The sequence below is a fragment of the Kribbella sancticallisti genome (genome assembly GCF_039530625.1).
GTDB classification, from domain to species: domain Bacteria; phylum Actinomycetota; class Actinomycetes; order Propionibacteriales; family Kribbellaceae; genus Kribbella; species Kribbella sancticallisti.
This window is the reverse complement of the sequence record NZ_BAAAOS010000049.1, coordinates 170081-190473: the sequence shown is the minus strand read 5'-3', so window position 1 is coordinate 190473 and position 20393 is coordinate 170081. Positions and strand designations below refer to the sequence as shown.

At 68.7% G+C, this 20393-nt stretch carries 23 protein-coding genes; 12 read left to right on the top strand and 11 right to left on the bottom strand.

Going from position 1 to position 20393, the window contains the following annotated elements:
* Positions 1 to 12: 12 nt before the first annotated feature.
* The 4 genes from ABD255_RS32275 to ABD255_RS32260 are packed head-to-tail and all read right to left on the bottom strand — an operon-like array spanning position 13 to position 4128.
* A complete protein-coding gene (locus tag ABD255_RS32275) occupies positions 13 to 825 on the bottom strand; it encodes a carbohydrate ABC transporter permease (RefSeq protein WP_344220582.1) in 813 nt (270 codons plus the stop codon).
* A complete protein-coding gene (locus ABD255_RS32270; RefSeq protein ID WP_344220581.1) occupies positions 825 to 1772 on the bottom strand; it encodes a carbohydrate ABC transporter permease in 948 nt (315 codons plus the stop codon). The genes ABD255_RS32275 and ABD255_RS32270 overlap by 1 nt, the downstream gene beginning before the upstream one ends.
* Before the next feature lie 6 nt (positions 1773 to 1778).
* Complete coding sequence (locus ABD255_RS32265; protein WP_344220580.1) at positions 1779 to 3071, bottom strand: sugar ABC transporter substrate-binding protein; 1293 nt, start codon at positions 3069 to 3071, stop codon at positions 1779 to 1781.
* A 10-nt stretch (positions 3072 to 3081) separates the two neighbouring features.
* A complete protein-coding gene (locus ABD255_RS32260) occupies positions 3082 to 4128 on the bottom strand; it encodes a LacI family DNA-binding transcriptional regulator (RefSeq protein ID WP_344220579.1) in 1047 nt (348 codons plus the stop codon).
* A 115-nt stretch (positions 4129 to 4243) separates the two neighbouring features.
* Between ABD255_RS32260 and ABD255_RS32255 the strand changes: the two genes are divergently transcribed.
* On the top strand, positions 4244 to 4831 hold the full coding sequence (locus tag ABD255_RS32255) for a histidine phosphatase family protein (RefSeq protein ID WP_344220578.1): 588 nt from the start codon (positions 4244 to 4246) through the stop codon (positions 4829 to 4831).
* Here the strand turns inward: ABD255_RS32255 and ABD255_RS32250 are convergent.
* Together ABD255_RS32250 and ABD255_RS32245 are read right to left on the bottom strand one after the other, a co-directional pair.
* Positions 4802 to 5602, bottom strand: a complete 801-nt coding sequence (locus ABD255_RS32250; RefSeq protein ID WP_344220577.1) for a GNAT family N-acetyltransferase — start codon at positions 5600 to 5602, stop codon at positions 4802 to 4804. The genes ABD255_RS32255 and ABD255_RS32250 overlap by 30 nt on opposite strands.
* A gap of 40 nt (positions 5603 to 5642) precedes the next feature.
* Positions 5643 to 6047, bottom strand: coding sequence for an NUDIX hydrolase (locus tag ABD255_RS32245; protein WP_344220576.1), 405 nt, complete (start codon positions 6045 to 6047; stop codon positions 5643 to 5645).
* Between the two features lie 82 nt (positions 6048 to 6129).
* Between ABD255_RS32245 and ABD255_RS32240 the strand changes: the two genes are divergently transcribed.
* From ABD255_RS32240 to ABD255_RS32210, 7 genes are all read left to right on the top strand, one after another.
* Positions 6130 to 7011 carry a PHP domain-containing protein gene (locus ABD255_RS32240; protein ID WP_344220575.1) on the top strand — a complete coding sequence of 294 codons (882 nt, stop codon included), beginning with the start codon at positions 6130 to 6132 and terminating at the stop codon, positions 7009 to 7011.
* Positions 7008 to 7625, top strand: a complete 618-nt coding sequence (locus ABD255_RS32235) for a MarC family protein (protein WP_344220574.1) — start codon at positions 7008 to 7010, stop codon at positions 7623 to 7625. The genes ABD255_RS32240 and ABD255_RS32235 overlap by 4 nt, the downstream gene beginning before the upstream one ends.
* 24 nt (positions 7626 to 7649) lie before the next feature.
* Positions 7650 to 8546: a RecB family exonuclease gene (locus tag ABD255_RS32230; protein WP_344220625.1), complete on the top strand. Its 897-nt coding sequence runs from the start codon at positions 7650 to 7652 to the stop codon at positions 8544 to 8546.
* An 80-nt stretch (positions 8547 to 8626) separates the two neighbouring features.
* The gene (locus ABD255_RS32225) at positions 8627 to 9481 is read left to right on the top strand and encodes an alpha/beta fold hydrolase (protein ID WP_344220573.1); all 855 of its coding nucleotides are present in this window, start codon (positions 8627 to 8629) and stop codon (positions 9479 to 9481) included.
* 196 nt (positions 9482 to 9677) lie between these two features.
* Positions 9678 to 10475 (top strand): ABC transporter permease, encoded by a 798-nt coding sequence (locus ABD255_RS32220; protein ID WP_344220572.1) that lies wholly within the window; start codon positions 9678 to 9680, stop codon positions 10473 to 10475.
* Positions 10476 to 10512: 37 nt separating this feature from the next.
* A complete protein-coding gene (locus tag ABD255_RS32215) occupies positions 10513 to 11313 on the top strand; it encodes an ABC transporter permease (protein WP_344220571.1) in 801 nt (266 codons plus the stop codon).
* 4 nt (positions 11314 to 11317) lie between these two features.
* A complete protein-coding gene (locus ABD255_RS32210) occupies positions 11318 to 12286 on the top strand; it encodes an ABC transporter ATP-binding protein (RefSeq protein WP_344220570.1) in 969 nt (322 codons plus the stop codon).
* 10 nt (positions 12287 to 12296) lie between these two features.
* On the opposite strand, the gene ABD255_RS32205 is transcribed toward ABD255_RS32210, so the two are convergent.
* Together ABD255_RS32205 and ABD255_RS32200 are read right to left on the bottom strand one after the other, a co-directional pair.
* Positions 12297 to 12611 carry a hypothetical protein gene (locus tag ABD255_RS32205; protein WP_344220569.1) on the bottom strand — a complete coding sequence of 105 codons (315 nt, stop codon included), beginning with the start codon at positions 12609 to 12611 and terminating at the stop codon, positions 12297 to 12299.
* The gene (locus tag ABD255_RS32200; RefSeq protein WP_344220568.1) at positions 12608 to 13432 is read right to left on the bottom strand and encodes a hypothetical protein; all 825 of its coding nucleotides are present in this window, start codon (positions 13430 to 13432) and stop codon (positions 12608 to 12610) included. The genes ABD255_RS32205 and ABD255_RS32200 overlap by 4 nt, the downstream gene beginning before the upstream one ends.
* Positions 13433 to 13617: 185 nt before the next feature.
* Between ABD255_RS32200 and ABD255_RS32195 the strand changes: the two genes are divergently transcribed.
* From ABD255_RS32195 to ABD255_RS32185, 3 genes are all read left to right on the top strand, one after another.
* Positions 13618 to 14124, top strand: a complete 507-nt coding sequence (locus ABD255_RS32195) for an RNA polymerase sigma factor (RefSeq protein WP_344220566.1) — start codon at positions 13618 to 13620, stop codon at positions 14122 to 14124.
* Complete coding sequence (locus ABD255_RS32190; protein ID WP_344220565.1) at positions 14121 to 15179, top strand: hypothetical protein; 1059 nt, start codon at positions 14121 to 14123, stop codon at positions 15177 to 15179. Before ABD255_RS32195 ends, ABD255_RS32190 begins: the two co-directional genes overlap by 4 nt.
* A 501-nt stretch (positions 15180 to 15680) precedes the next feature.
* A complete protein-coding gene (locus tag ABD255_RS32185) occupies positions 15681 to 15884 on the top strand; it encodes a hypothetical protein (RefSeq protein ID WP_344220564.1) in 204 nt (67 codons plus the stop codon).
* 105 nt (positions 15885 to 15989) lie between these two features.
* On the opposite strand, the gene ABD255_RS32180 is transcribed toward ABD255_RS32185, so the two are convergent.
* Both ABD255_RS32180 and ABD255_RS32175 read right to left on the bottom strand, forming a co-directional pair.
* Entirely contained in the window at positions 15990 to 16847 is an 858-nt protein-coding gene (locus ABD255_RS32180) for an alpha/beta fold hydrolase (protein ID WP_344220563.1), read from the bottom strand.
* Positions 16844 to 18379 carry an MFS transporter gene (locus ABD255_RS32175; RefSeq protein ID WP_344220562.1) on the bottom strand — a complete coding sequence of 512 codons (1536 nt, stop codon included), beginning with the start codon at positions 18377 to 18379 and terminating at the stop codon, positions 16844 to 16846. The genes ABD255_RS32180 and ABD255_RS32175 overlap by 4 nt, the downstream gene beginning before the upstream one ends.
* Positions 18380 to 18517: 138 nt before the next feature.
* Between ABD255_RS32175 and ABD255_RS32170 the strand changes: the two genes are divergently transcribed.
* Entirely contained in the window at positions 18518 to 19273 is a 756-nt protein-coding gene (locus ABD255_RS32170; protein ID WP_344220560.1) for a ParA family protein, read from the top strand.
* A 33-nt stretch (positions 19274 to 19306) separates the two neighbouring features.
* On the opposite strand, the gene ABD255_RS32165 is transcribed toward ABD255_RS32170, so the two are convergent.
* Positions 19307 to 20263 (bottom strand): DUF4349 domain-containing protein, encoded by a 957-nt coding sequence (locus ABD255_RS32165; RefSeq protein WP_344220559.1) that lies wholly within the window; start codon positions 20261 to 20263, stop codon positions 19307 to 19309.
* Between the last annotated feature and the right edge of the window lie 130 nt (positions 20264 to 20393).

Sequence of the window (20393 nt, the reverse complement as noted above, 5' to 3'; positions counted from 1 at the left end):
TCCAAGTAGGGATTATTTGAGTCCGGTGATCGCGATGCCCTTGGTGACGTGGCGCTGGAAGGCCAGGAACATCACCAGCACCGGTAGGACGACCACGACCGCGCCGGCCATCAGCAGGCCGAAGTTCTGCGCGTTCTGTCCGGTCGAGTACAGCGCCAGGGCGACGGGAAGGGTGTACTTCTCCTCGGTCTGGGCGATCACCAGCGGCCAGAGGAAGTTGTTCCACGACCCGAGGAAGGTGAGGATGCCGAGCGTGGCCAGGGCGGGCCTGGTCAGCGGCAGCATGATCCGGGCGAAGAGGCCGAGCTCGCTGGTCCCGTCCACCCGGCCGGCGTCCATCAGGTCGTCCGGCAGCCCCGAGAAGAACTGCCGCATCAGGAAGACGCCGAACGGCGAGACCAGGAACGGCAGGATCAGGCCGGGATAGCTGTTCGCGAGGCCCGCGTTGGTGACCAGGACGAACAGCGGCACGAAGGTGACCATGCCCGGCACCATCAGCGTCGCCATCACCAGCACGAACAACGCGTTCCGGCCGCGGAAGCGGAGCTTGGCCAGCGCGTAGCCGATCATCGAGCAGAACAGCAGGTTGCCGGCCGTCACGACCAGCGCCACCACCGTCGAGTTGAGGAAGTAGCGCGGGAAGTTCGCCTTGTTGAACAGGGCGTCGTAGTTCTCCGTCGTCGGTGCCTCGGGCAACCAGGTCGGCGGCACCCGGAGCAGTTCGCCCTGCGTCTTGAAGCTGCCCAGCAGCATCCAGACGAACGGCGCTGCCACCGCGACCAGGCCGAGGACGGCGATCAGATAGACCCACCAGGTGCGGCGCATCACTTCTCCCGCAGCAGTCGGAACTGGATGAAGGTGATCACGGCGATGACGACGAACAGCAGGTAGCTCATCGAGGTGGCCAGGCCGTAGTTGCCGAAGCCGAACTGCTGGTAGGTGTACATCGACACCGAGATCGTGCTGTTCAGCGGACCGCCCTGGGTCATCACGAACGGTTCCTCGAAGAACTGCAGGTAACCGATTCCGGTGGTCACGCTGGTGAACAGGATCGTCGGCCGCAGCAACGGCAGGATCAGGTACCGGAACCGCTGCCAGGCACCGGCGCCGTCGAGTTGACCGGCCTCCTCGACGGACTGCGGGATGCCCTGCAGTCCGGCCAGGAAGATGATCATCGCGGAGCCGAAGTTGCGCCACACCGCCATCGCGATCAGCGACGGCATCGCCCAGGTCTTCGACGCCAGCCAGTTCGGCCCGTCGACGCCGAACCAGCCCAGCACCGTGTTCAGCAGCCCGGCCTCCGGGGCCAGCACGAACCGCCAGATCACCGCGATCGCGACGATCGAGGTCACCACCGGCAGGTAGTAGCCGACCTTGAAGAGCCCGGCGACCTTCTTCACGCCCCGGTCCAGCAGCACCGCGGCTCCCAGCGCGACGACCAGAGTCAGCGGCACGCCGACGATGACGAAGTACGCCGTGTTGAGCGCGGCCTTGCGGAACGTCTCGTCCGACAGCGCCTTCGCGTAGTTCTCGAACCCGACGCCCTCCACCGAGAACGGTGTGCGCAGGTCACGCTGCCTCATGTCGGTGAAGCTCATCCCGAGCGAGCCGAGCACCGGCCCGGCGGTGAAGGCCAGGAACAGTACGACGAACGGAAGGACGAGGATCCACGCGGCCGCGGTCTGGTGGTTGAGCGCGCCGCGGCCGCGGCGTGGCGGCCGGCCGGCCGGCCGAGTGCGGGCAGGGGGCTCCTGCAAAGTGGCGGAGGACATCGTCGATCAGCTACCGGTCCCGATCGAGGCGGCCTTGGTCTGGATCGCCTTCGCCGTGTCGGCGGGGGACTGGCCGGCCTTGGCCATCTTCTCCACCTCGGCGTCGAACGCGGTCGCGACCTGCTCCCAGTTCACGATCGCCGGCGGCGCCTTGGCGTCCTCCAACTGCTTGCCGAACACCGGCAGCAGCGGGTCGGAGGAGATGCTCGGGTCCTCCCACGCGCTCTTCACCGCGGGCAGGTCGGTGGACAGCTTGAACCACTCGGCCTGCGTCTTGGCGTCGGACAGCCACTTGACCAGCTTCCAGGCGGAGTCCTTGTTCTTGCCGTTCTTGAACACGACGAAGTTGCTGCCGCCGACGAACGAGGTCGCGGTCTTGTTCTTGGGCAACTGGAAGACGCCGATGTTCGGCTTGATCTTGTCGCCGCCGAGCTTCGCGATCGACCCGGCCATCCACGGCCCGGAGATGAACATCGGCACCTGGCCGCTGACGAACTGCGCCTCGGTCTGGTTCGGCGGCAGGTCGATGCCGGCCAGCTTCTCGGTGAAGAAGCTCTGGTAGTATTTCAGCCCCTCCTGCATCTCCGGGGTGTCGAAGGTGAACTCCTTCTGGTCCTCACCGGTGATCTCCGCGCCGGCGGACCACGCGAACGGCATCACCGTCTGCCAGGAGCCCGAGCCACCCGGCTGCAGGTTGATCCCGTACTTCGCTCCGGCCTTCTCCTGCATCGCCTTCGCCATCGCCTTCAGGCCGTCCCAGTCGGTCGGCGGCGTGGTGATCCCGGCCTTCGCGGCCAGGTCCTTGCGGTAGAAGACCAGCCGCGTCTCGACGTACCAGGGGACGCCGTAGCTCGTCTCGCCCACCTTGGTGGTCTCGTTCGCGCCCTCGAAGAAGCCGGACGTGTCGATCCCGGCCGGGGTCGGGTCGAGCGCGCCGAGGTCGGCGAACTCACCCATCCAGGTGGTGCCGACCATCGCGGCGTCGGGCAGCGACTGGGCGGTGATCGCGGTGGTGAACTTGTTGTGCGCCGCGTCCCACGGGATCGGCGTGACCTTCACCTTGACGCCCGGGTTGGCCTGCTCGAACGACTTGGTCAGCTTGGGCAGGTTCTCGCCCTCGGTGCCCATCGCCCACACGGTGAGTTCGCCGGTGGCGGGGCCGTCGCCGATGCTGGTGGTTGCCTGGGGCGCCGATTCGGGGGTGTCCTCGGAGCGGCCGCAACCGGTCAGCGCGAGCGCCGTCGCGGTCAGGGCCGCGCCGCCGATCACCAGTCGGCGCCGCATGTTCTGGGTATACATCGCTTTCTCCTCAACCGGTTGGTGGTGCTGTCCGTGCTTCCCCCGGTCCCGTGCCGCAGCTGTCCCGCAGCACAAGCTGTGTCGCCAGTACGTCGTTCCGCGCCCGGGTCCGTTCCCCGGTGATGCGCTCGTGCAGTCTTTGGGCGGCCAGCCGGCCGAGCTCCGCCATCGGCTGCCGCACGGTGGTCAGCCCCGGCGACACGTACCGCGCCGCCATCACGTCGTCCCACCCGGTCACGACGATGTCCTCAGGCACCGCGATGCCACCCGCCGCCAGGCTCCTGAGCAGAGCCAGCGCCAACTCGTCGTTGGCACAGACCAACCCGTCCGGCCTTTCCACAGCGGTTGCTGCTAGCAACTTCTTGGCGAAGGTCGCGCCGGCGTCCTCGGTGAGCGGCACCCGTTCCGGCTCCGGCACGGACCTGCCGTGCGCCCGCAACGCCGCCGAGAAACCGGCGTACCGCTCGGACACGTCGTACGAACTGGCGGGGTCGCCGACGAAGAGCAGGTTCTCCCGCCCGTGGTCGAGCAGTCGCGAGGTCAACTGCTCCGCGCTCGCGGCGCTCTCGCTCCGGACCGAGTCACAACCGGTCACCGGCGGATGGGCGACCAGCACGATCGGCACGTTCGCCCGGCGCAGGTCCTGGACCGCCGGCAGGCCGAGTGCGTTGCCATGCACAACGATTCCGTCGACCCGTCCGGCCAGGTCACGCAGACTCCGCTGCGGATCCGGATTGCCGTGCGTGACGGTCAGGATCACGCTCTGCCCGTGCTCGCCCGCCCAGCGCTCGTACCCCATCAACAGATCGCCGTAGAACGGTCCGGCCAGGTCGGGCAGCACCAGCCCGTGCGCCTCGTGCCGTTGCACCGCGAGGCTCCGGGCTGCTCGCAGCGGCACGTAGTTCAACTCGTGCGCCGCCTGGTCCACTCGCGCCCGCGCCTTCGCCGACACCGGCCCGGTCCCTTGCAGGACACGCGAAACCGTCGCGATCGACAGCTTCGCCAGCGCCGCGACGTCGTAGATCGTCGCCGGCCTGCTGGTCGGTCCGGATGGCATCGTGCGGTCCTCTCCGGCGAAAGTGGAAGCGCTTACAGTTTCGACCCTGCCCTGTCCGGACCGATCGGTCAAGACCTCACGTGTTCCGAACGGCCGATCTGCGACGATGAGTCCCGTGACCACACACGCGCAGCCAGGTGAACGAACGGACCGGCTCTGGCTGGTCCGGCACGGCGAGACCGAGTGGAGCAAGTCGGGACGGCACACGTCCACGACGGACCTGCCGCTGACGGAGGAGGGGGAGCGGATCGCGGCGTCGTTGAAGGAGCGACTCGCGGGGCACCAGTTCGACCTCGTGCTGACGAGTCCGCGGCAGCGGGCCCGGCGTACGGCCGACCTGGCCGACTTCCCGGACGCCGTGGTCGACGACGATCTGGTCGAGTGGAACTATGGCGACTACGAGGGCATCACCACCGCGGAGATCCGCGAGACCGTGCCCGGCTGGACGGTCTGGGACAACCCCGTACCCAACGGCGAAACCGCCGCCCAGGTCTCGACCCGGCTGGACCGGGTCACCGCCCGGATCGCCGCGGTCGACGGCGACGTCCTGGTCTTCGGTCACTCCCACGCGTTGCGCGGCCTGACCGCCCGCTGGCTGGAACTGGACGTCACCGAGGGTCGCCACTTCGTCCTGAACACGGCCACCGTCTCGATCCTCGGCTGGGATCGAGGCTCACCCGCCGTCCACCAGTGGAACGCCTGACCACTCGTAGAGTTCGATCGCGCAGCACTCCCGGAACCCGAGCCCGGCATAGACCGACCGCCCCGCCGGCGACGACCCCAGTACGCCGTACCGAACGCCGGAGTCCTGCGCCTCCCGCAGTGCGGCGAGCGTGATCGCACCCCCGATCCCACGGCGCCTGGCCTCGGGAACAGTCATCACGAAGTACACCCCGGCAACTCCGGCGCCGAGGTAGATCGATGCCGTCGCGACCGGCTCGTCGCCCAGCCAACCGAGGTAGTGCCGCCACGGATCTGCCAGTCCGAGGCGTTGGTAGACCTCGCCTACCCACTCGGCTTCCTTGACCCCTTCGCCGAATCCTCGGCCCAGGGTTTGCACCCACACAGCAAGATCTTCGTCACTGCCGACCCTGACGACCCGCAGCCCTTCGACGGCAGTTCCGGTCAACAGGCTCAGTTCGACCGCCATGCCCGGCTCGGCGCCGGCCTGCGTGAAACCGGCGGCCACCAGCCGCTTGCCGAGATCCAGCGGTCGCATCGACGGGCCGACATGCCAACAACCCGGCACCCCGCGATCTCTCAGCTCCCGCAGGGATTCCGCGATCACCCGGTCAACGGAGTCGTCGTCCAGCGAGGCCCCGACCACCGCGTTGTGATAGTCGATCGGTGACCCACCGATCGTCCACCGCACCCCGCCGTCGTCTCGCTGCCCACCGCCGCCGGCCGCGCCCATCCGCATCAGCAGCTCAGCGGCGTTGCCCTCGATCGCTCGGACCAACTCAGCGTCGTCCATCCCCGCAGTCTCCGCCACCCACCCGCCAACGCTCGACCCATTATCCCGGCAACGCGTTCCACTGGGCGAGAGTGGAGGCCAGCAAAGTGGCGGTGGGGAGGTTGTCGAACTCCTCACGGTTGACGAACCGCGCATCCGAGGCGTCGTCGCCGGCCACGAGCGCCCCGCCGACCGGCTCCGCGCGGTAGTCGCGGATCACGTACAGCTTGCCGTTCGGCGCGTCCCGCTCGACCTCGCCGACGAACTCCCCGACCTCGACCCGCAGCCCGGTCTCCTCGGCGACCTCCCGCGCGACCGCGGTCGGATCGTCCTCGCCCGGTTCGACCCTTCCACCCGGCAGCGACCACAGCCCGCGGCCCGGCTCGTTGGCCCGTTGAACCACCAGCAGCCGGTGCTCCCCGTCGTACACGAGGGCGCCTACGCAGTCGACGCGGTCCGCATCCATGGGGAGAACCATAAGGGTCCCGGGGGCGGACACCGATAGCATCAGCGCTGACAGTTGTCCAGAGAAGGGACCCCGATCACCCGTGCGCATCGACCTGCACACCCATTCGAACCGCTCGGACGGCACCGACCCGGTCGACGTCCTGATCGCACACGCGAAGCGGGACGGCCTGGACGTGATCGCGCTCACCGATCACGACACGGCCGACGGCTGGGGCGAAGGTCGGCGGGCCGCCGAGGAGCTCGGGATCGGCTTCGTGCCGGGGATCGAGATCTCCTGCAAGCTGAACGGCATCAGCGTGCACCTGCTCGGCTACCTTCCGGATCCGTCGTACCAGCCGCTGGCCACCGAGCTGGCGACCGTGCGTGACGGCCGCACCGACCGGATCCCGTCGATCGTGGCCCGGCTGAACGGCATGGGCGTCGCCCTGACCGTCGACGAGGTCCTCGCCCAGGCGACCGGTACGCCGTCCGTAGGCCGCCCGCACGTCGCGGACGCGCTGGTCGCCAACGGCACGGTCGCCACCCGCGGCGAGGCGTTCGACCGGTTCCTGGCCGACGGCCGCCCCGGGCATGTCTCGCACTACGCGATCGAGCCGGGCCGGGCGATCGACATCGTCCGCGCGGCCGGCGGCGTACCGGTGATCGCGCACCCGTGGGGCCGCTCCAGCCACAAGGTGATGACCGCGGAGCGGATCGGCCAACTGGTCACCGAGCACGGCCTGGCCGGCATCGAGGTCGACCACCAGGACCACTCACCCGAGTCCCGTACTGCGCTGCGCCGGATCGCGCGGGATCTCGACATCATCTACACCGGCTCCAGCGACCACCACGGGATCGGCAAGATCGATCACGAGCTCGGGGTGAACAGCACCGAGCCGGAGCAGTTCCAGCGACTCCTCGAGGTCGCCAAGGTGAACGCGGCCGCCAGTTCCGCGACCGTGCCAGAGGCCTACCTGCCGTGAACGACGTCATCAACCTGTCGCTGCTCAGCTCGGTCTTCGTCACGCTGTTCGTGATCATGGACCCGCCGGGCACCGTGCCGGTGTTCATCTCGCTGACGGCCGGCCAGTCCCGCGCAGTACGGAAGAAGGCCGCCTGGCAGGCGGTGCTGGTCGCGTTCGGCGTGATCGTCGTGTTCGCCGCCTTCGGCCAGCAGATCCTGAGCCACCTCGGGATCACCCTGCCCGCGCTGCAGGGCGCGGGCGGCCTGCTGCTCCTGCTGATCGCGTTGCAGTTGCTGACCGACACGGCCGAGGACCCGGTCCAGACGAAGAACGTGAACATCGCCTTCGTCCCGCTCGGTACTCCGCTGCTCGCCGGGCCGGGCGCGATCGTCGCCACGATGGTGTTCGTGCAGCGGGCGGACGGATCCCTGCCGGACGTGGTCGCCATCTCGGTCGGCATCGTACTGATCCACCTGGTGATGTGGCTGACGCTGCGCTTCTCCGGCCTGATCATGCGGGTGCTGGGGGAGAACGGCGTCCTCTTGGTCACCCGGATCGCCGGTCTGCTGCTGAGCGCGATCGCGGTGCAGTTGGTGGCCGACGCGGTGACGGCCTTCATTCGAGAGAACTGATCAAGGCGGGCTGAGTTGGACGACATGCTGCCCGGGATGCCGGAGAAGCTGTTCGTGGCGACGCCGACGAAGCTCCTCAACTTCGCGGACTGCAAGCGCCGGTACCGCTACACCTACCTGGAGACGCCCCGGCCGCAGAAGGGACCGCCTTGGGCGCACAACACGGTCGGTGCTGTCGTGCACGAGTCCCTGGCGGAGTTCTGGCGCTGGCCCGCGTCGCGGCGTACGACGGCTGCGGCGGTCGGCAAGCTGCGGGCGAGCTGGCGGCACGAGGGCTTCCGTGACGAGCAGCAGTCGGTGAAGTGGCGCGAGCGCTCGGTCGAGATGCTGACCAACTACCTGCACGACATCGACCCGTACTTCGAACCGCGCGGCGTCGAGCGCACCGTCGTCTTCACCACCGCCCGGGCCAGCCTGCGCGGGCGTGTCGACCGGATCGACGAGCGCCCGGCGCGGGATGGCAGCGGCGGCACCGAGCTCGTGATCGTCGACTACAAGACCGGCCGGCGCCCACTGACCAGCGCGGACGCCTCGTCCTCGCTCGCCATGGCCCTGTACGTGCTCGGCGCGCGGCGCGTCCTGCACCGCCCGTGCACCCGGGTCGAGCTGCACCACCTCCCCACGAACACCATCGCGGCCGCCGACCACGACGACGCCTCGCTCGCGGAACACCAGCACCGCGCCGAATCCATCGCCGACGACGCCTCGGCCGCCGAATCCCGCTGGTACGACGGCCTCACCCCGGCCGAAGCCGACGCGGCCTTCCCACCCGAACCCGGCGCACGCTGCGGCTGGTGCGAATTCGTCCGCATCTGCCCCGAAGGCCGCCGAGCAGCCCCACCCCGCTCGCCGTGGTCCGGCCTTGATGAAACCGACGGCCTCCCCGCCCCCATCGCCGAAGCCGAGGCCGAAGCGGGCTGACACCGCCGTCTCAGCGGGATGTGCGTGGGGTGCCAGTGGGGGAGGTGAGTCTTGGGTCACCGAGATCTGGAGGGTGACCTATGACTGTCAGGACGATCGATCAACTGGCTGTGCCCGGGGGCATGTTGCACTACGAGGTCACCGGTGGTGGGCCGATGGTGTTGCTGATCGCCGATGGCGAGAGTGACTCCGGTGCCTTCGACGGGATCGTCGGGGAGCTCGGGGCGGAGTACAGGGTCGTGGCCTATGACCCGCGGGGGAATTCGAGGAGTCCGTACTCCGGGGTGCCGGCCGGTGGGGAGCCGGCTGGTGGGCAGGTGGATGCTTCGGTGGGGGATGCGCTGGCTTTGATTGATCTGCTGTCGGCGGACGAGCCGGCCTTCGTGTTCGGCACCGGGACCGGCGCGATCACCGGGCTCGAGCTGATCAGGAGGTACCCGGAGCGGGTCCGGATGCTCGTCGCGCACGAGCCGCCGTGTGTCGAGGTGCTGCCGGACGCCGAGACGTCCCGGGCGTTCTTCCAGGACGTGCACGACACGTTCCACCGGGAGGGTGCGCAGATGGCCCAGCTGCTCTACCTCGGTGGCACCGGACTGGATGAGGACGATCTGCCCGCGCCTGAGGACCTGCGCCCGGAGTACCGGGAATTGCTGGACCGGACCGAGGCCAACCTGGGCACGTACTTCGCGCACAAGTTGTTGCCGTTCACCCGGTATCAGCCGGATCTCGAGGCGCTGCGTCAGTTGGCGGACAAGGTGGTTCCGGCGGCTGGGCGGGAGGCGGCGAATCACCTGCCGGCCCGGCCGGTGGCGGTGCTGTCGGAGCACATCGGCTGGCCGGTGGTCAGCTTCCCGGGCGGCCACAACGGGTATGCGAGTCACCCGGGGCAGTTCGCGACGTTGCTCGCTCGGGTGCTGGAGGCCGAGATCAGCTGAGGTCTGATCTGGGTTGACGCCCGGCCGCTGACCGGCGTACTGTCCGTCTCCTTCCCTTGACAACGGCACCTTCGGCGTGCCGCCACAGTGGTGTCCGAACCCCCCGGTCCTGACGGATCGGGGGTAGTTCTGCGTGCGCCACGACTCGGCGGAGGGCTTTCGGACACCGCTTCCCGAGTGCGCGAAGGAGGTTGCGGTGGGCGTGTACTGGGCGATCGCGGTGCGTTCGTTCCGCCGGTTCTCGACGTACCGGATCGCCACCTTGTCCGGGGCCTTCACCAACACGGTGTTCGGCTTCATCTTCTGCGGCGTCTATCTGACGCTGTGGGGCTCCCGGCCCGGGCTCGGCGGGTACGACGTGTCCGATGCGCTCACGTTCGTCTGGCTGCAGCAAGGGCTGCTGATGCCGGTCGGGATCTTCGGCGCGACCACCACGATCGAGCTGGGCGAGCGGGTCCGGAGCGGCGAGATCGCCGTCGACCTGTACCGGCCGACCCACTTGATGCTCTGGTGGCTCTCGGTCGACGCCGGGCGGGCGGCCTTCCAGTTGCTAGCCCGCGGTGGCGCTCCGCTGCTGGTCGGGGCCTTGGTGTTCGACCTGAACTTCCCGTCGTCGGCGGCGCAGTGGCTCGCGGTCGCCGTCGCGGTGTCGTTCGGGATCATGGTGAGCTTCGGGATCCGGTATCTGATCGCGCTGTCCGGGTTCTGGATCACCGACTCCCGCGGGGTGGAGAGCCTCGGGCTGGTGCTGTCGCTGTTCTTCTCCGGCGCGATCCTGCCGCTGGTGGTGTTCCCCGGCTGGATCGGCGAGGTCGCTCGGGCGACTCCATGGGCGGCGACCCTGCAGGTGCCGATCGACGTGTGGCTGGGACGGAACCCTGGTGGGGTCGGCTCGGCCCTGGCGTTCCAGCTCTTCTGGATCGCCGTGCTGGTGTTGATCGGGCAACTGACAACGTACTTCGCGACCCGGAAGGTGGTGATCGCCGGTGGCTGATTCCTCGCCTTCGTTTCCCCCATGGGCGCGGAGCGCAATGGCCTGGCCGGGACAGTACCGATTGCTGGTGACGATGTGGGTGCGGTCCTCGCTGGCCTACCCGCTGTCGTTCGCGCTGACGCTGCTGGGCACCGCGCTGGTCACCGGCTTCGACTTCATCGCGGTGCTGCTGATGTTCAGCCACATCGAGTCCTTCGGCGGCTTCAGCCTGGCCGAGATGGCGCTGCTCTACGGCACGGCGTCGATGACGCTCGGACTGGCAGACCTGGCCACCGGCTCCGTCGAGCGGGTCGGGCAGCGGATCCGGACCGGCGAGCTCGACGTCTGGCTGATCCGGCCGGCGCCGGCCTTCATCCAGGCGGTGGCGGACAACTTCGCGCTGCGCCGGCTCGGCCGTCCGCTGCAGGCCGGGTTCGTCCTGATCCTTGCCCTGGGCAAGCTCGAGCTGGACTGGACGGTGGCCAAGGGCACGATCCTGGTGCTGTCGATGATCACCGGCTCGATCATCTTCGCGACGATCTTCGTGCTCGGCGCCGCGTTCCAGTTCATCTCGGTCGACTCGGCCGAACTGGCCAACTCGTTCACCTACGGCGGGCAGCAGTTGACGCAGTACCCGCTGACCATCTTCGGCAAGGACATCGTCCGCGCTGTCACCTTCGTCGTTCCGCTGGCCTTCGTGAACTACTACCCGGTGCTCTACGTGCTGGGCAAACCCGCCCCACTCGGACTGCCGTCCTGGATCGGCCTGCTGGCCCCCGCCGTCGCCGCCGTCATGGTCGCGCTGGCGTCGCTGGCCTGGCGAGGCGGTCTCCGTCGCTACCGCAGTACAGGGAGTTGAACCGATGAGCGTGATCGAACTGCAGAACGTGTCCCGCGCCTTCACCGTGTCCCGCCGCACCGGCTGGCGGCGTACCCGGCGGGAGGTGCGCGCGGTGGACGACCTCACCTTCAGCGTCGAGCCCGGCGAGGTGATGGGCTACATCGGCCCGAACGGCGCGGGCAAGTCCACCACGATCAAGATGCTGACCGGGATCCTGGTGCCGACGTCCGGCGCGATCCGGGTGGCCGGGGTGGACCCGTCGCGGAACCGCCTCAAGCTCGCCAAGCGGATCGGGGTGGTCTTCGGGCAGCGCACCACGTTGTGGTGGGACCTGCCGCTGAAGGACTCGTTCGCAGTACTGCAGAAGCTGTACGGCGTACCGCGTGCGCGCCACCGCGAGAACCTGGCCACCTTCGTGGAACTGCTGGACCTGGGTGATCTGCTCGACGTACCGGTCCGGGCTTTGTCCCTGGGCCAGCGCATGCGCGGCGACATCGCGGCCGCCCTGCTCCACGACCCCGAGATCGTCTACCTGGACGAACCCACCATCGGCCTCGACATCATCAGCAAGGCCCGCCTCCGCGCATTCCTCGCCCAGGTGAACAAGGAACGCCAGATCACCGTCATCCTGACGACTCACGACCTGGACGACATCGAGGCTCTGTGTTCCCGAGTCATGGTCATAGACCACGGCCACCAGGTCTACGACGGCACCCTGGAAGGACTCCGCGCCAGCCAGTCAGCGCCGCGCACCCTCATCGTCGACCTGGCCACCTCCCACCCACCCATCACCATCCCCGGCACCACCGTCACCAAGATCGACGGCCCCCGCCAACACCTGACCTTCCCCACCACCACCAGCGCCGCCCCACTCGTAGCCCAAATAGCCGCCGACTACCCCCTCGTAGACCTCTCCGTCACCGAACCCACCATCGAATCCATCATCGCCAAGCTCTACGCCACCCCACCCTCAGGAATCGGCAACAGTTGAGGCAATTCGATCAGTCGAGGTCGGCGGCGAGGGAGGCGAAGACGATGTCGGGGTCCATGGCCCCGGGGTCCTCTCGCCACTTCTGGAGGGAGGCGGGGATCTGGTGCTCGTCGACCAGCCCGACGCCGCTGCCGATCAGTCGGCGGGCTTCGGTGATGCCGATCTCGGAGTACTCCGCTTCGTTGAGCATGAAGTAGTCGTGCCGCACCCCGTCGTTGCGGTGGAACTTGCCGGTGTTGCCGACATAGGTCCAGATATCCTCATCGATCAAGGCCGCCACCCAGATCTTCCGCTCGCCTTGTGTCACCAGAAAGAGCCGCGTCATTGGGAGATCCCGTCCTTGTAGATGGCATTCAATCGTTGCCGCGGAGCCGCCTGAGGTTGCGCTGCCTGGGCAACCTCCCCGCGCGGCTTCGGCTGCTGGCGCCCCTTACCGTAACGTCTGGTGCTCACGGCAACCCCGCCCAGTACGGCGAGGTCGTCGATGCCCGCGGGCTGCCTCATCTGGTCTGACAGCGCGATGCATTCCTGGCGTGCGGTGTCGCGGCTGCTCTTGGGTTGTTGGCGATCGCGCTCGATGAGGTAGAGCGGGGTCGTCCGTGTCTTGACGTCGATGGACTCTCGGGAGTGGAGCTGCAACTCCACCCTCTCCCCATGGATTTCCAGGAACAGATGCAGTCCCTTGTACCGGCTGTCGTCGACGTAGGAGTGATGCGCAGACTCCATCGTCCAACCCTTCGCCATCAGGGAGTCGCAGGCTGCCGAAGCCGTCTTGACGATGTCATCCGGGTCCGGTGCCACGATGGTGTACCGGATCAAGTCCTCGAGCGGCTGGGCGTCGAAGTTGCTGCCCTCGCGGTTCTGCAGCTTCCGGGCGAGCGAATGGGGAGACTTGAGCCGGTTCTCCAGCTGGTAGGCCACGGCGCCAGGCCCGACCGTTGACACCACGTCGTCCGTGACCTGTTGTTCGATCTCGGAAGCGCGAGCAAGCAGGGTCAGACTGCGTCTGGTGGCATCGGGGCCGAACTCGGCGGCGATCTCGTCCTTCGTGGGGACCGGGTCGCCCCAGTCCAGGGGCCGCCCGGAGTTGAGCTGGGCGTGGAGGTCCTTGGGCTCAGGTAGGTGGGCTAAGCCGGGCGGTGGCATGGGGGCTCCCTGGGGGTTGGTGGTTCAACCGTAGGGAGGTGGAGGTGGGCTGTGGGGTGGGTGAAGGAGATCTGTGGATAAGTCTGGGAGGGTGTTGGGGTGTGACTTGGCGGCGTGGGGTTCGTTGAGTTGCGGGAGAGGGCCAACCGGAGCGGGGGTTTCGGGGTAGACAAGGTATGGCGACGATGACCGATGAGCCGACGCCCGTGAAGGCTCCGCCTGGGGATGGGGTGGGGTTCGTCGAGTGGGTGCGGCCGCATCTGCCGGCGATGGCGCGGTTGGCTGCTCGGCTGGCGGTCGGGGCCGATCGGGATGACGTGGTCCAGGAGGCACTCGCGCGGGCCTGGCTGAAGCGCGGCCAGTACGACGGGTCGCGTGGTACGCCGTCGGCGTGGTTGCTCGCGATCACCGCGGACCAGGCGCGCAAGGCGGTGCGGAAGCTGCGGCCGGTCGCGGAGCTGGGGGATCACGACGCGGTCGAGGCGCGGCCGGACGTCGACGCGCTGGTGGACGTGGACCAGGCGCTCGGCGAACTCTCGGCGCGGCAGCGGCTCGCCGTGGACTGCTACTACTTCGCCGATCTGTCGGTGGCCGACACCGCCGCCGTGATGGGTTGCTCCGAAGGCACCGTCAAATCGACTCTTTCCGACGCGCGGGCCCGCCTGCGCTCCCTGCTGGAGGTCCGCGAATGAACCCGACCGACAAGGTCGACGACCTGCTGGCGAAGGCCGGCGCCCAGTGGCGCGCGGGCCAGCCGTCGGCGCCCGAACCGGATCTCGACCGCATCGTCCAGTCGAAAAGGCCGCGCCGCTGGGTCCCGGTACTTGCGGCCGCGAGCGTCGCCGCCATCGCGGCGGGTCTCGTCCTGCTCCCCGACGCGAAGGAGCCGGCGGTCGCCCCGCCGGTGAGCCCCGCCAGCGCCGCGACCACGGACGCCACGCCGGGGACCGACAGCGGCAAGGCCGAAGACCTCTTGGTCCGCAACGGCGACAAGGTGACGGCCGACGGCGTGGTGATCGCGGTGCCGGGCAAGGACCCGGTCCTCTGCGCCGACCTGGCCCAGACCGCGATCGGCTATCCGCCCGGCAAGGAACCGGCCCCGTCGTGCCCCGCCTCCTTCGCGGTGAAGCTGGTCGGGCTGGACCTGGACAAGCTCAGCAATCCGACAACCACCAAGGGCGTACGGAGCGGAACCGCCCACCTGGTGGGCGTCTGGTCCAACCGCACCATCACGGTCCAGGAGCAGGGCCCGATGCCGACTTCGAAGCCGGACCCGTACGTCGAGGAGCCGGTGCCCTGCGCCGCGCCGGCCGGTGGCTGGCAGTCCAAGCCGAGCAACATCGGCAGTCAGACGATGATCAAGTGGCTCGACGCCCGGGCGAACCAGGTGACCGGGCCTGCGGTGCTCTACCCGAAGGGGCGAAGCCGTAACGCGCCCGTGGTGGTGAGGATCGGTGTCGCGCACGGTGACCTCGACGAGTTCCGCCGGGAGATCGCGAAGGTCTACGAGGGCAACCTGTGCGTGGTCCGGGCGCGCTTCAGCCGCACCGACGTGGACCAACTCCAGGCCGCGCTGACTCCGGTGTTCGACCAGCAGTTGGGCCTGTCGGGCTCTGGCGGTCCGGGCCTGAGCGACGACGGTTTCACCGTGAGCTTGCTCGTCCTCGACGAGAAGGTCCGCGCCGCCCTCGTCCCGATCGGCCTCGACAAGCTCACCCTGCGCCCAAAGGTCAAGCCGCTCCGCTGACACCCGTCACTGCTCCGATCGGCCGGCACGTTCGGCCAATTGGCGTACTTCACCGCGCTGTCCAAGGCCGGCAAGACGACCAGATTCGGGGAGGATCTCACCCCCATCCAGGGGTGCAACCCTCCCCAGTCACCCTGCGCGTTGAGCTCAGCGGCAGCGGGAGGTGACGAACGGGTTCACGTGGACGGCTCGGCCGCGGCGACGCTGGTCGGGACCACCTCGGTACCGGCGTTCCTGCACCAGGCTGTCCGAGGTGGTCGGCAACTTTCTACCGGGTGGTGCCCCTCGATGCCGCCGGCAACGCCGGGACCACCAGCGGTGCGGTGGGCGCGATCGTCAAGCGGGGCACGAAGTCCGACGTCGATGGCGACGGCAAGGACGACGTGGTGACCTTCACCCGGGTGACCTCGCCGATGTGTATGTTGCGAAGTCCAACGGCACCTCGTTCGTGGGAGACAGCCTCACGTGGCACGATTTCTTTGCGATCGGCAACGAGTTCCGATGACCGGCGACGTCGACGGTGACGGCCGCGACGACGTGGTCACCTGCACCGGCGGGACCGTCGTCGTCACCTTCACCCGCGGCGACGCGGTCGATGTGTTCGTGGGGAAGTCCACCGGTACGGGCTTCGCCGCGGCACCGAAGTGGCACGACCGCTTCGCCGTCGCGGCGGAGTGGCCGGCCCTCTCGGCACTGCGTCCCTGAACCATCGCCGGGCCTGTTGCACCAGGCCGGCCTTCCGAGACGCGCCGGGCAGCTCATGGGCTGCCCGGCGCGTCACCTTCGGCTCAGCTCGGGATCTTCAGGGCCTCAGCGGTCGTGGAAGAAGTCGACCAGCATGCGGGCGGTGGCAGCGGGCTGGTCGATCGCGGGGGAGTGGCCGGCGTCGGCGATCATCTGCGGGCGCACGCCGAGGGTGTCGGCCATCGCGTCCTGGATCGGGAGCGGCCAGCCGTCGTCGGTCTCGCCGTACATGACCTGGGCCCGGACCCCGGACTTGGCCAACTGCTCGGTCCGGTCGTCGGAGTCCATCAGCCGCCGGGTGATCGCGGCCAGGCCGGCCGGCACGTTCCCGGTGAAGCGCTTGCGCAGGAACGCGGCGATGTCCTCGGCCGGAGCGACGTACTGCGGTCCCTTGCTGTCGTGCTCCAGCTTCAGGTCGTACACCTGCTCGATCGGCAGGTTGTCCAGGCCGAAGGCGAGCATCTGCAGCCCTTGCCGCTTCGCCTCGTCGCTGAAGGCGCCCGGGCCGGAGCACATCAGAGTGATGGTGGAGAACACACTCGGGTCGATCAGCACGGCCTCCCGCGCGACCAGCCCGCCGAACGAGTGCCCGACCAACTGGCTGTAGCCGCCGAGCGCCTTGCTCATGGCCACCACGTCGGCGCCGAGCTCGGCCAGCGTGTACGCCGAGGGCTCGGCCGGGCCGGGGGTCTCGTACTGGCCGCGCTGGTCCACCGCCACGGCGATCCACCCGTAGCGAGCCAGGTGATCCACCAGCGGCGTGAAGTCCTCCTTGCTGCCGGTCCAGCCCGGGACCAGGAGCACGGTCCCCAGCGGCGTACCGATGTCGGGCTGGGCCCGCAAGGTGGCGAAGGTGCCACGGTCGGTCTCGAGGGTGGCGGGGGAGACCCCGTCGGGCAGCGTCAGCGTGCGCGGCGTACTCACGAGTCCAAGGTATCGGGTACTCCGGCCCGCCTCGGCCTCCGCAACAGGGTGGCGGTCGCCACAGCCAGCACAGCCAGGATCCCCGCACTGACCAGAACCGCAGCCTGTACTCCGTCCGTGTACGCGCCGCGAGTCAGTTCGAGAACCTCCCGGGCCAGTGGAGCCGGTAGCTGCTCAGCGACGGCGACTGCGCTTCCCAGCGTGTCCCTGGCAGCGCTGGGGATGCCCTGGGGCAGGGTCTCCTCCGTCACCTGGCTCCGGTAGATCGCTGTCACCAGACTGCCTGCTACCGCGACCCCTAAAGCCATTCCCAGCTCTGTGCCGGTCTCACCCATGCCAGACGCCACTCCGGCCCGCTCCGGCGGAGCACTGCCGACCACCAGGTCGTAGGTAAGAGCCAGGACCACCTGTATGCCGATACCGACGATCGCCAGCCCGATCACCACCTGCAGGCGGCCGGACAAGGCCATCAGCGCCAGGCCCGGGATGGCGACCAGGAAGCCGGCGGTCATCGCAGTACCGGCTCTGAGCCAGCGCAGGACCAGCGGCGCGCCCAATGTCCCGATGATGCCGGTGACCATCGTCGGAAGCATCCAAAGCCCGGCTTCGAGCGGGGTCATGCCCAGCACCAGCTGGAAGTACTGCACGGTGAGGAACTGCATCGCGGCCAGCACGAACAGGCCGAAGGTCTGTGCACCGAGCGAGACGCTGAATCCCGCCAGGCGGAACAGCCGGAGGTCGAGCAGGGGTTCGGCGAGGCCCAGTTGCCTGCGGACGAAGGTGTACCCCGCGACCAGGCCGATGACCATCACGGCGATCGGGGTGAGGTGCGGGCCGTCCTTCGCGGTCTCCTTCAGGCCGTAGACGACCGCCACGATCGCACCGGTCGACAGTACGACGCTGGTCAGGTCGATCCGGCCGGCTCCCGGGTTGCCGAACTCGGGCAGCAGTACGGGGGCGGCCGCCAGCAGGATCAGCAGTGGCGGCACCCCGATCAGGAACACCGAGCCCCACCAGAAGTGCTCGAGCAGCACGCCGCCGATCAAGGGCCCGGCCATCCCGCCGATCATGAAGTTCGTCATCCAGACGGCGATCGCGAACTGCCGCTGCTTCGGGTCGCGGAACATGTTGCTGATCAGCGACAACGTCGACGGCATCAAGGTGGCGCCGGCCAGCCCGAGCAGCGCGCGGGCGGCGATCAGCAGTTCCGGGCTGGTGGCGAAGGCGGCCAGCACCGAGGCGACCGCGAACCCGGCCGCGCCGATCATCAGCAGCCGGCGACGCCCGATCCGGTCGCCGACCGTGCCCATGGTGATCAGGAGGCCCGCCACGGCGAATCCGTACACGTCGACGATCCAGAGCAGTTGCGAGCTGCTCGGGGCCAGATCGGCACTGAGGATCGGTGCGGCCAGGTGCAGCACTGTCATGTCGAGCCCCAGCAGAATCGTCGGAAGAGCCAGGACCGCGAGTCCCACCCACTCCCGACGTCCGGCCCTGCCCGGCAACTGGTCAACCGCCTTCTCAGATGACATGGCGACCATGCTGAGACTTAAAGCATCCTTGAAGTCAACCACTGACGGAGATCGCCCGGTGCCTGAAAGCTCAACGATACTTGAACTAGCGGATCGCCCCGGCGGGCTCGCCATTCCGCGATACGGCACAATGACGGGGTGCCTCGCACACTTGCGGTAGCGAACCAGAAGGGCGGCGTGGCCAAGACGACCACGGTGGCCTCACTGGGCGCTGCCCTGGTTGAGCTCGGCCACCGGGTGCTGCTGGTCGACCTGGATCCGCAGGCCTGCCTGACCTTCTCGGTTGGCATCGATCCCGAGGATCTGGACAAGTCGATCCAGCAGGTCCTGCTCGGCGGGGTGAAGGCGCGGGACGTCATCGTGCCTTCCGAGGAAGGCGCCGACCTGCTGCCGGCCACGATCGAGTTGGCCACCGCGGAGCTCAGCCTGGCCGCCGAGAGCGACCCGGAGCACGTCGTACGGACTGCGTTGCGGCCGGTCGCGGCGGAGTACGACTGGATCATTGTCGACTGCCCACCGACCCTCGGGCTGTTGACCGTGAACGGCCTGTCGGCGGCGTCGGAGGTGCTGATTCCCTTGCAGTGCGAGACGTTGGCGCACCGCGGCGTCGGCCAGTTGCTGGACACCATCCACGACGTCCAGCGCCTGACCAACCCCGGCCTGGAGGTGCTCGGTGTCCTCCCGACCCTCTACGACGGCCGTACTACGCACGCGCGGGCCGTGCTCGAGACGATCGCGGACACCTACTCGCTGACGGTGCTCTCCCCGGCGATCCCGAAGTCGATCCGGTTCGCCGAGGCCCCCGCGATCGGCCACACCGTCCTCACCACGTCTCCCCGCTCCGCCGGCGCGAACGCCTACCGGCAACTCGCCACCAACCTCGCGCGGGGCTGACCCGCGCCAGATCGGTGGCGAGCCGGCGTCGGCTCAGTGCTGGTCCGGGTGCTGCGGGAGCGGCGGAGTACCGGCTGGTGTGGCGGTCGCCACGGCAGGCGTGGCCGGGCGACGCAGGCGGGACCGGAACCTCCACAGCGGGATGCCGATCAGCGCGATCACGATCAGGAACGGCAGCATCGCGCCGATCGCCGTCGCGAGCGCGGAGAACGTCGCGGTGAAGGCGTCCCAGCCGCCGCGCAGGCCGGCCAGGAAGCCGCGGTCGTCCTCCTTCGGCGCGTCCGGCGCCTTGCCCTTCTCGGCGATCGTCAGGCTCAGCGTCGCGAGTTCGGTCTGCAGCGAGAGGTTCTTCTGCTTGGCCAGCAGGGATTCGAGATCCGCCTCGCGCCGGGTCAGTTCGGTCTCCACCGAGACGATCTCGCCGATCGTGGTCGCCTTGGTCAGCAACGTCCGCATCCGCTCGAGACTGGCGCGCTGCGAGGCGATCCGGCTGTCGACGTCGACCACCTGCTCGGTCACGTCGCTCGACTCCTGGTGGATGGCGGTTCGCGTACCAAGACCGGACAGCCGCTCGATCGCGGTCTCGTATGCCGCCGTCGGGACCTTCAGCACCAGGTTCGCCTGGGTGATCTTGCCCTCACCGTTGCTGCCGGTGTCCTCGGACGCCACCTGGCCGCGGAGCCCGGCGACGATCCCGATCGCCTTCTGCCGTTGGGCACTGACGTCGTCGGTGGTCTCGATCGTGAGGGAGCCGGTCTTGATGATCGCCCGGGTCACGGTCGGTTGCGGTGCCCCCGGTGCCGCCGCCTTGCCGTCCGTACCGGACTTGTTCCCCGAGCCGGCGGTGCCCGCGCCGTTGGCCTGTTCCGGAGCCGCCGCGTCGCTTGAGCTGGCACCGCTGCTGTCGTCGCCGGCACTGCAGCCGGACAGCAGAACGGCCGCGGCCAGGAATACTCCTGCTGCCGCGGCCGAGATACGCGTCCTCGTCATCGCCACACCCTTCCTCCCACACGATGGTTGTCGTCGTGGTTAGGACGGGCTGGGGTGCGGTGGGCGTTGCGGCCGACGGTCACCGTTCAGGCACGGACGGGCGACGAACTGGTCTCGCTCCTCCGTGAAA

Excerpts from the sequence above, each read along its gene's own strand:
- ABD255_RS32245 (WP_344220576.1), bottom strand. The coding sequence starts at position 6,047 with ATGGATGCGGACCGCGTCGACTGCGTAGGCGCCCTCGTGTACGACGGG.
- ABD255_RS32275 (WP_344220582.1), bottom strand. The coding sequence starts at position 825 with ATGCGCCGCACCTGGTGGGTCTATCTGATCGCCGTCCTCGGCCTGGTC.
- ABD255_RS32175 (WP_344220562.1), bottom strand. The coding sequence starts at position 18,379 with ATGTCATCTGAGAAGGCGGTTGACCAGTTGCCGGGCAGGGCCGGACGT.
- ABD255_RS32210 (WP_344220570.1), top strand. The coding sequence starts at position 11,318 with ATGAGCGTGATCGAACTGCAGAACGTGTCCCGCGCCTTCACCGTGTCC.
- ABD255_RS32165 (WP_344220559.1), bottom strand. The coding sequence starts at position 20,263 with ATGACGAGGACGCGTATCTCGGCCGCGGCAGCAGGAGTATTCCTGGCC.
- ABD255_RS32185 (WP_344220564.1), top strand. The coding sequence starts at position 15,681 with ATGACCGGCGACGTCGACGGTGACGGCCGCGACGACGTGGTCACCTGC.
- ABD255_RS32230 (WP_344220625.1), top strand. The coding sequence starts at position 7,650 with ATGCTGCCCGGGATGCCGGAGAAGCTGTTCGTGGCGACGCCGACGAAG.
- ABD255_RS32265 (WP_344220580.1), bottom strand. The coding sequence starts at position 3,071 with ATGTATACCCAGAACATGCGGCGCCGACTGGTGATCGGCGGCGCGGCC.
- ABD255_RS32225 (WP_344220573.1), top strand. The coding sequence starts at position 8,627 with ATGACTGTCAGGACGATCGATCAACTGGCTGTGCCCGGGGGCATGTTG.
- ABD255_RS32250 (WP_344220577.1), bottom strand. The coding sequence starts at position 5,602 with ATGGACGACGCTGAGTTGGTCCGAGCGATCGAGGGCAACGCCGCTGAG.
- ABD255_RS32260 (WP_344220579.1), bottom strand. The coding sequence starts at position 4,128 with ATGCCATCCGGACCGACCAGCAGGCCGGCGACGATCTACGACGTCGCG.
- ABD255_RS32190 (WP_344220565.1), top strand. The coding sequence starts at position 14,121 with ATGAACCCGACCGACAAGGTCGACGACCTGCTGGCGAAGGCCGGCGCC.
- ABD255_RS32195 (WP_344220566.1), top strand. The coding sequence starts at position 13,618 with ATGACCGATGAGCCGACGCCCGTGAAGGCTCCGCCTGGGGATGGGGTG.
- ABD255_RS32200 (WP_344220568.1), bottom strand. The coding sequence starts at position 13,432 with ATGCCACCGCCCGGCTTAGCCCACCTACCTGAGCCCAAGGACCTCCAC.
- ABD255_RS32215 (WP_344220571.1), top strand. The coding sequence starts at position 10,513 with ATGGCCTGGCCGGGACAGTACCGATTGCTGGTGACGATGTGGGTGCGG.
- ABD255_RS32205 (WP_344220569.1), bottom strand. The coding sequence starts at position 12,611 with ATGACGCGGCTCTTTCTGGTGACACAAGGCGAGCGGAAGATCTGGGTG.
- ABD255_RS32270 (WP_344220581.1), bottom strand. The coding sequence starts at position 1,772 with ATGTCCTCCGCCACTTTGCAGGAGCCCCCTGCCCGCACTCGGCCGGCC.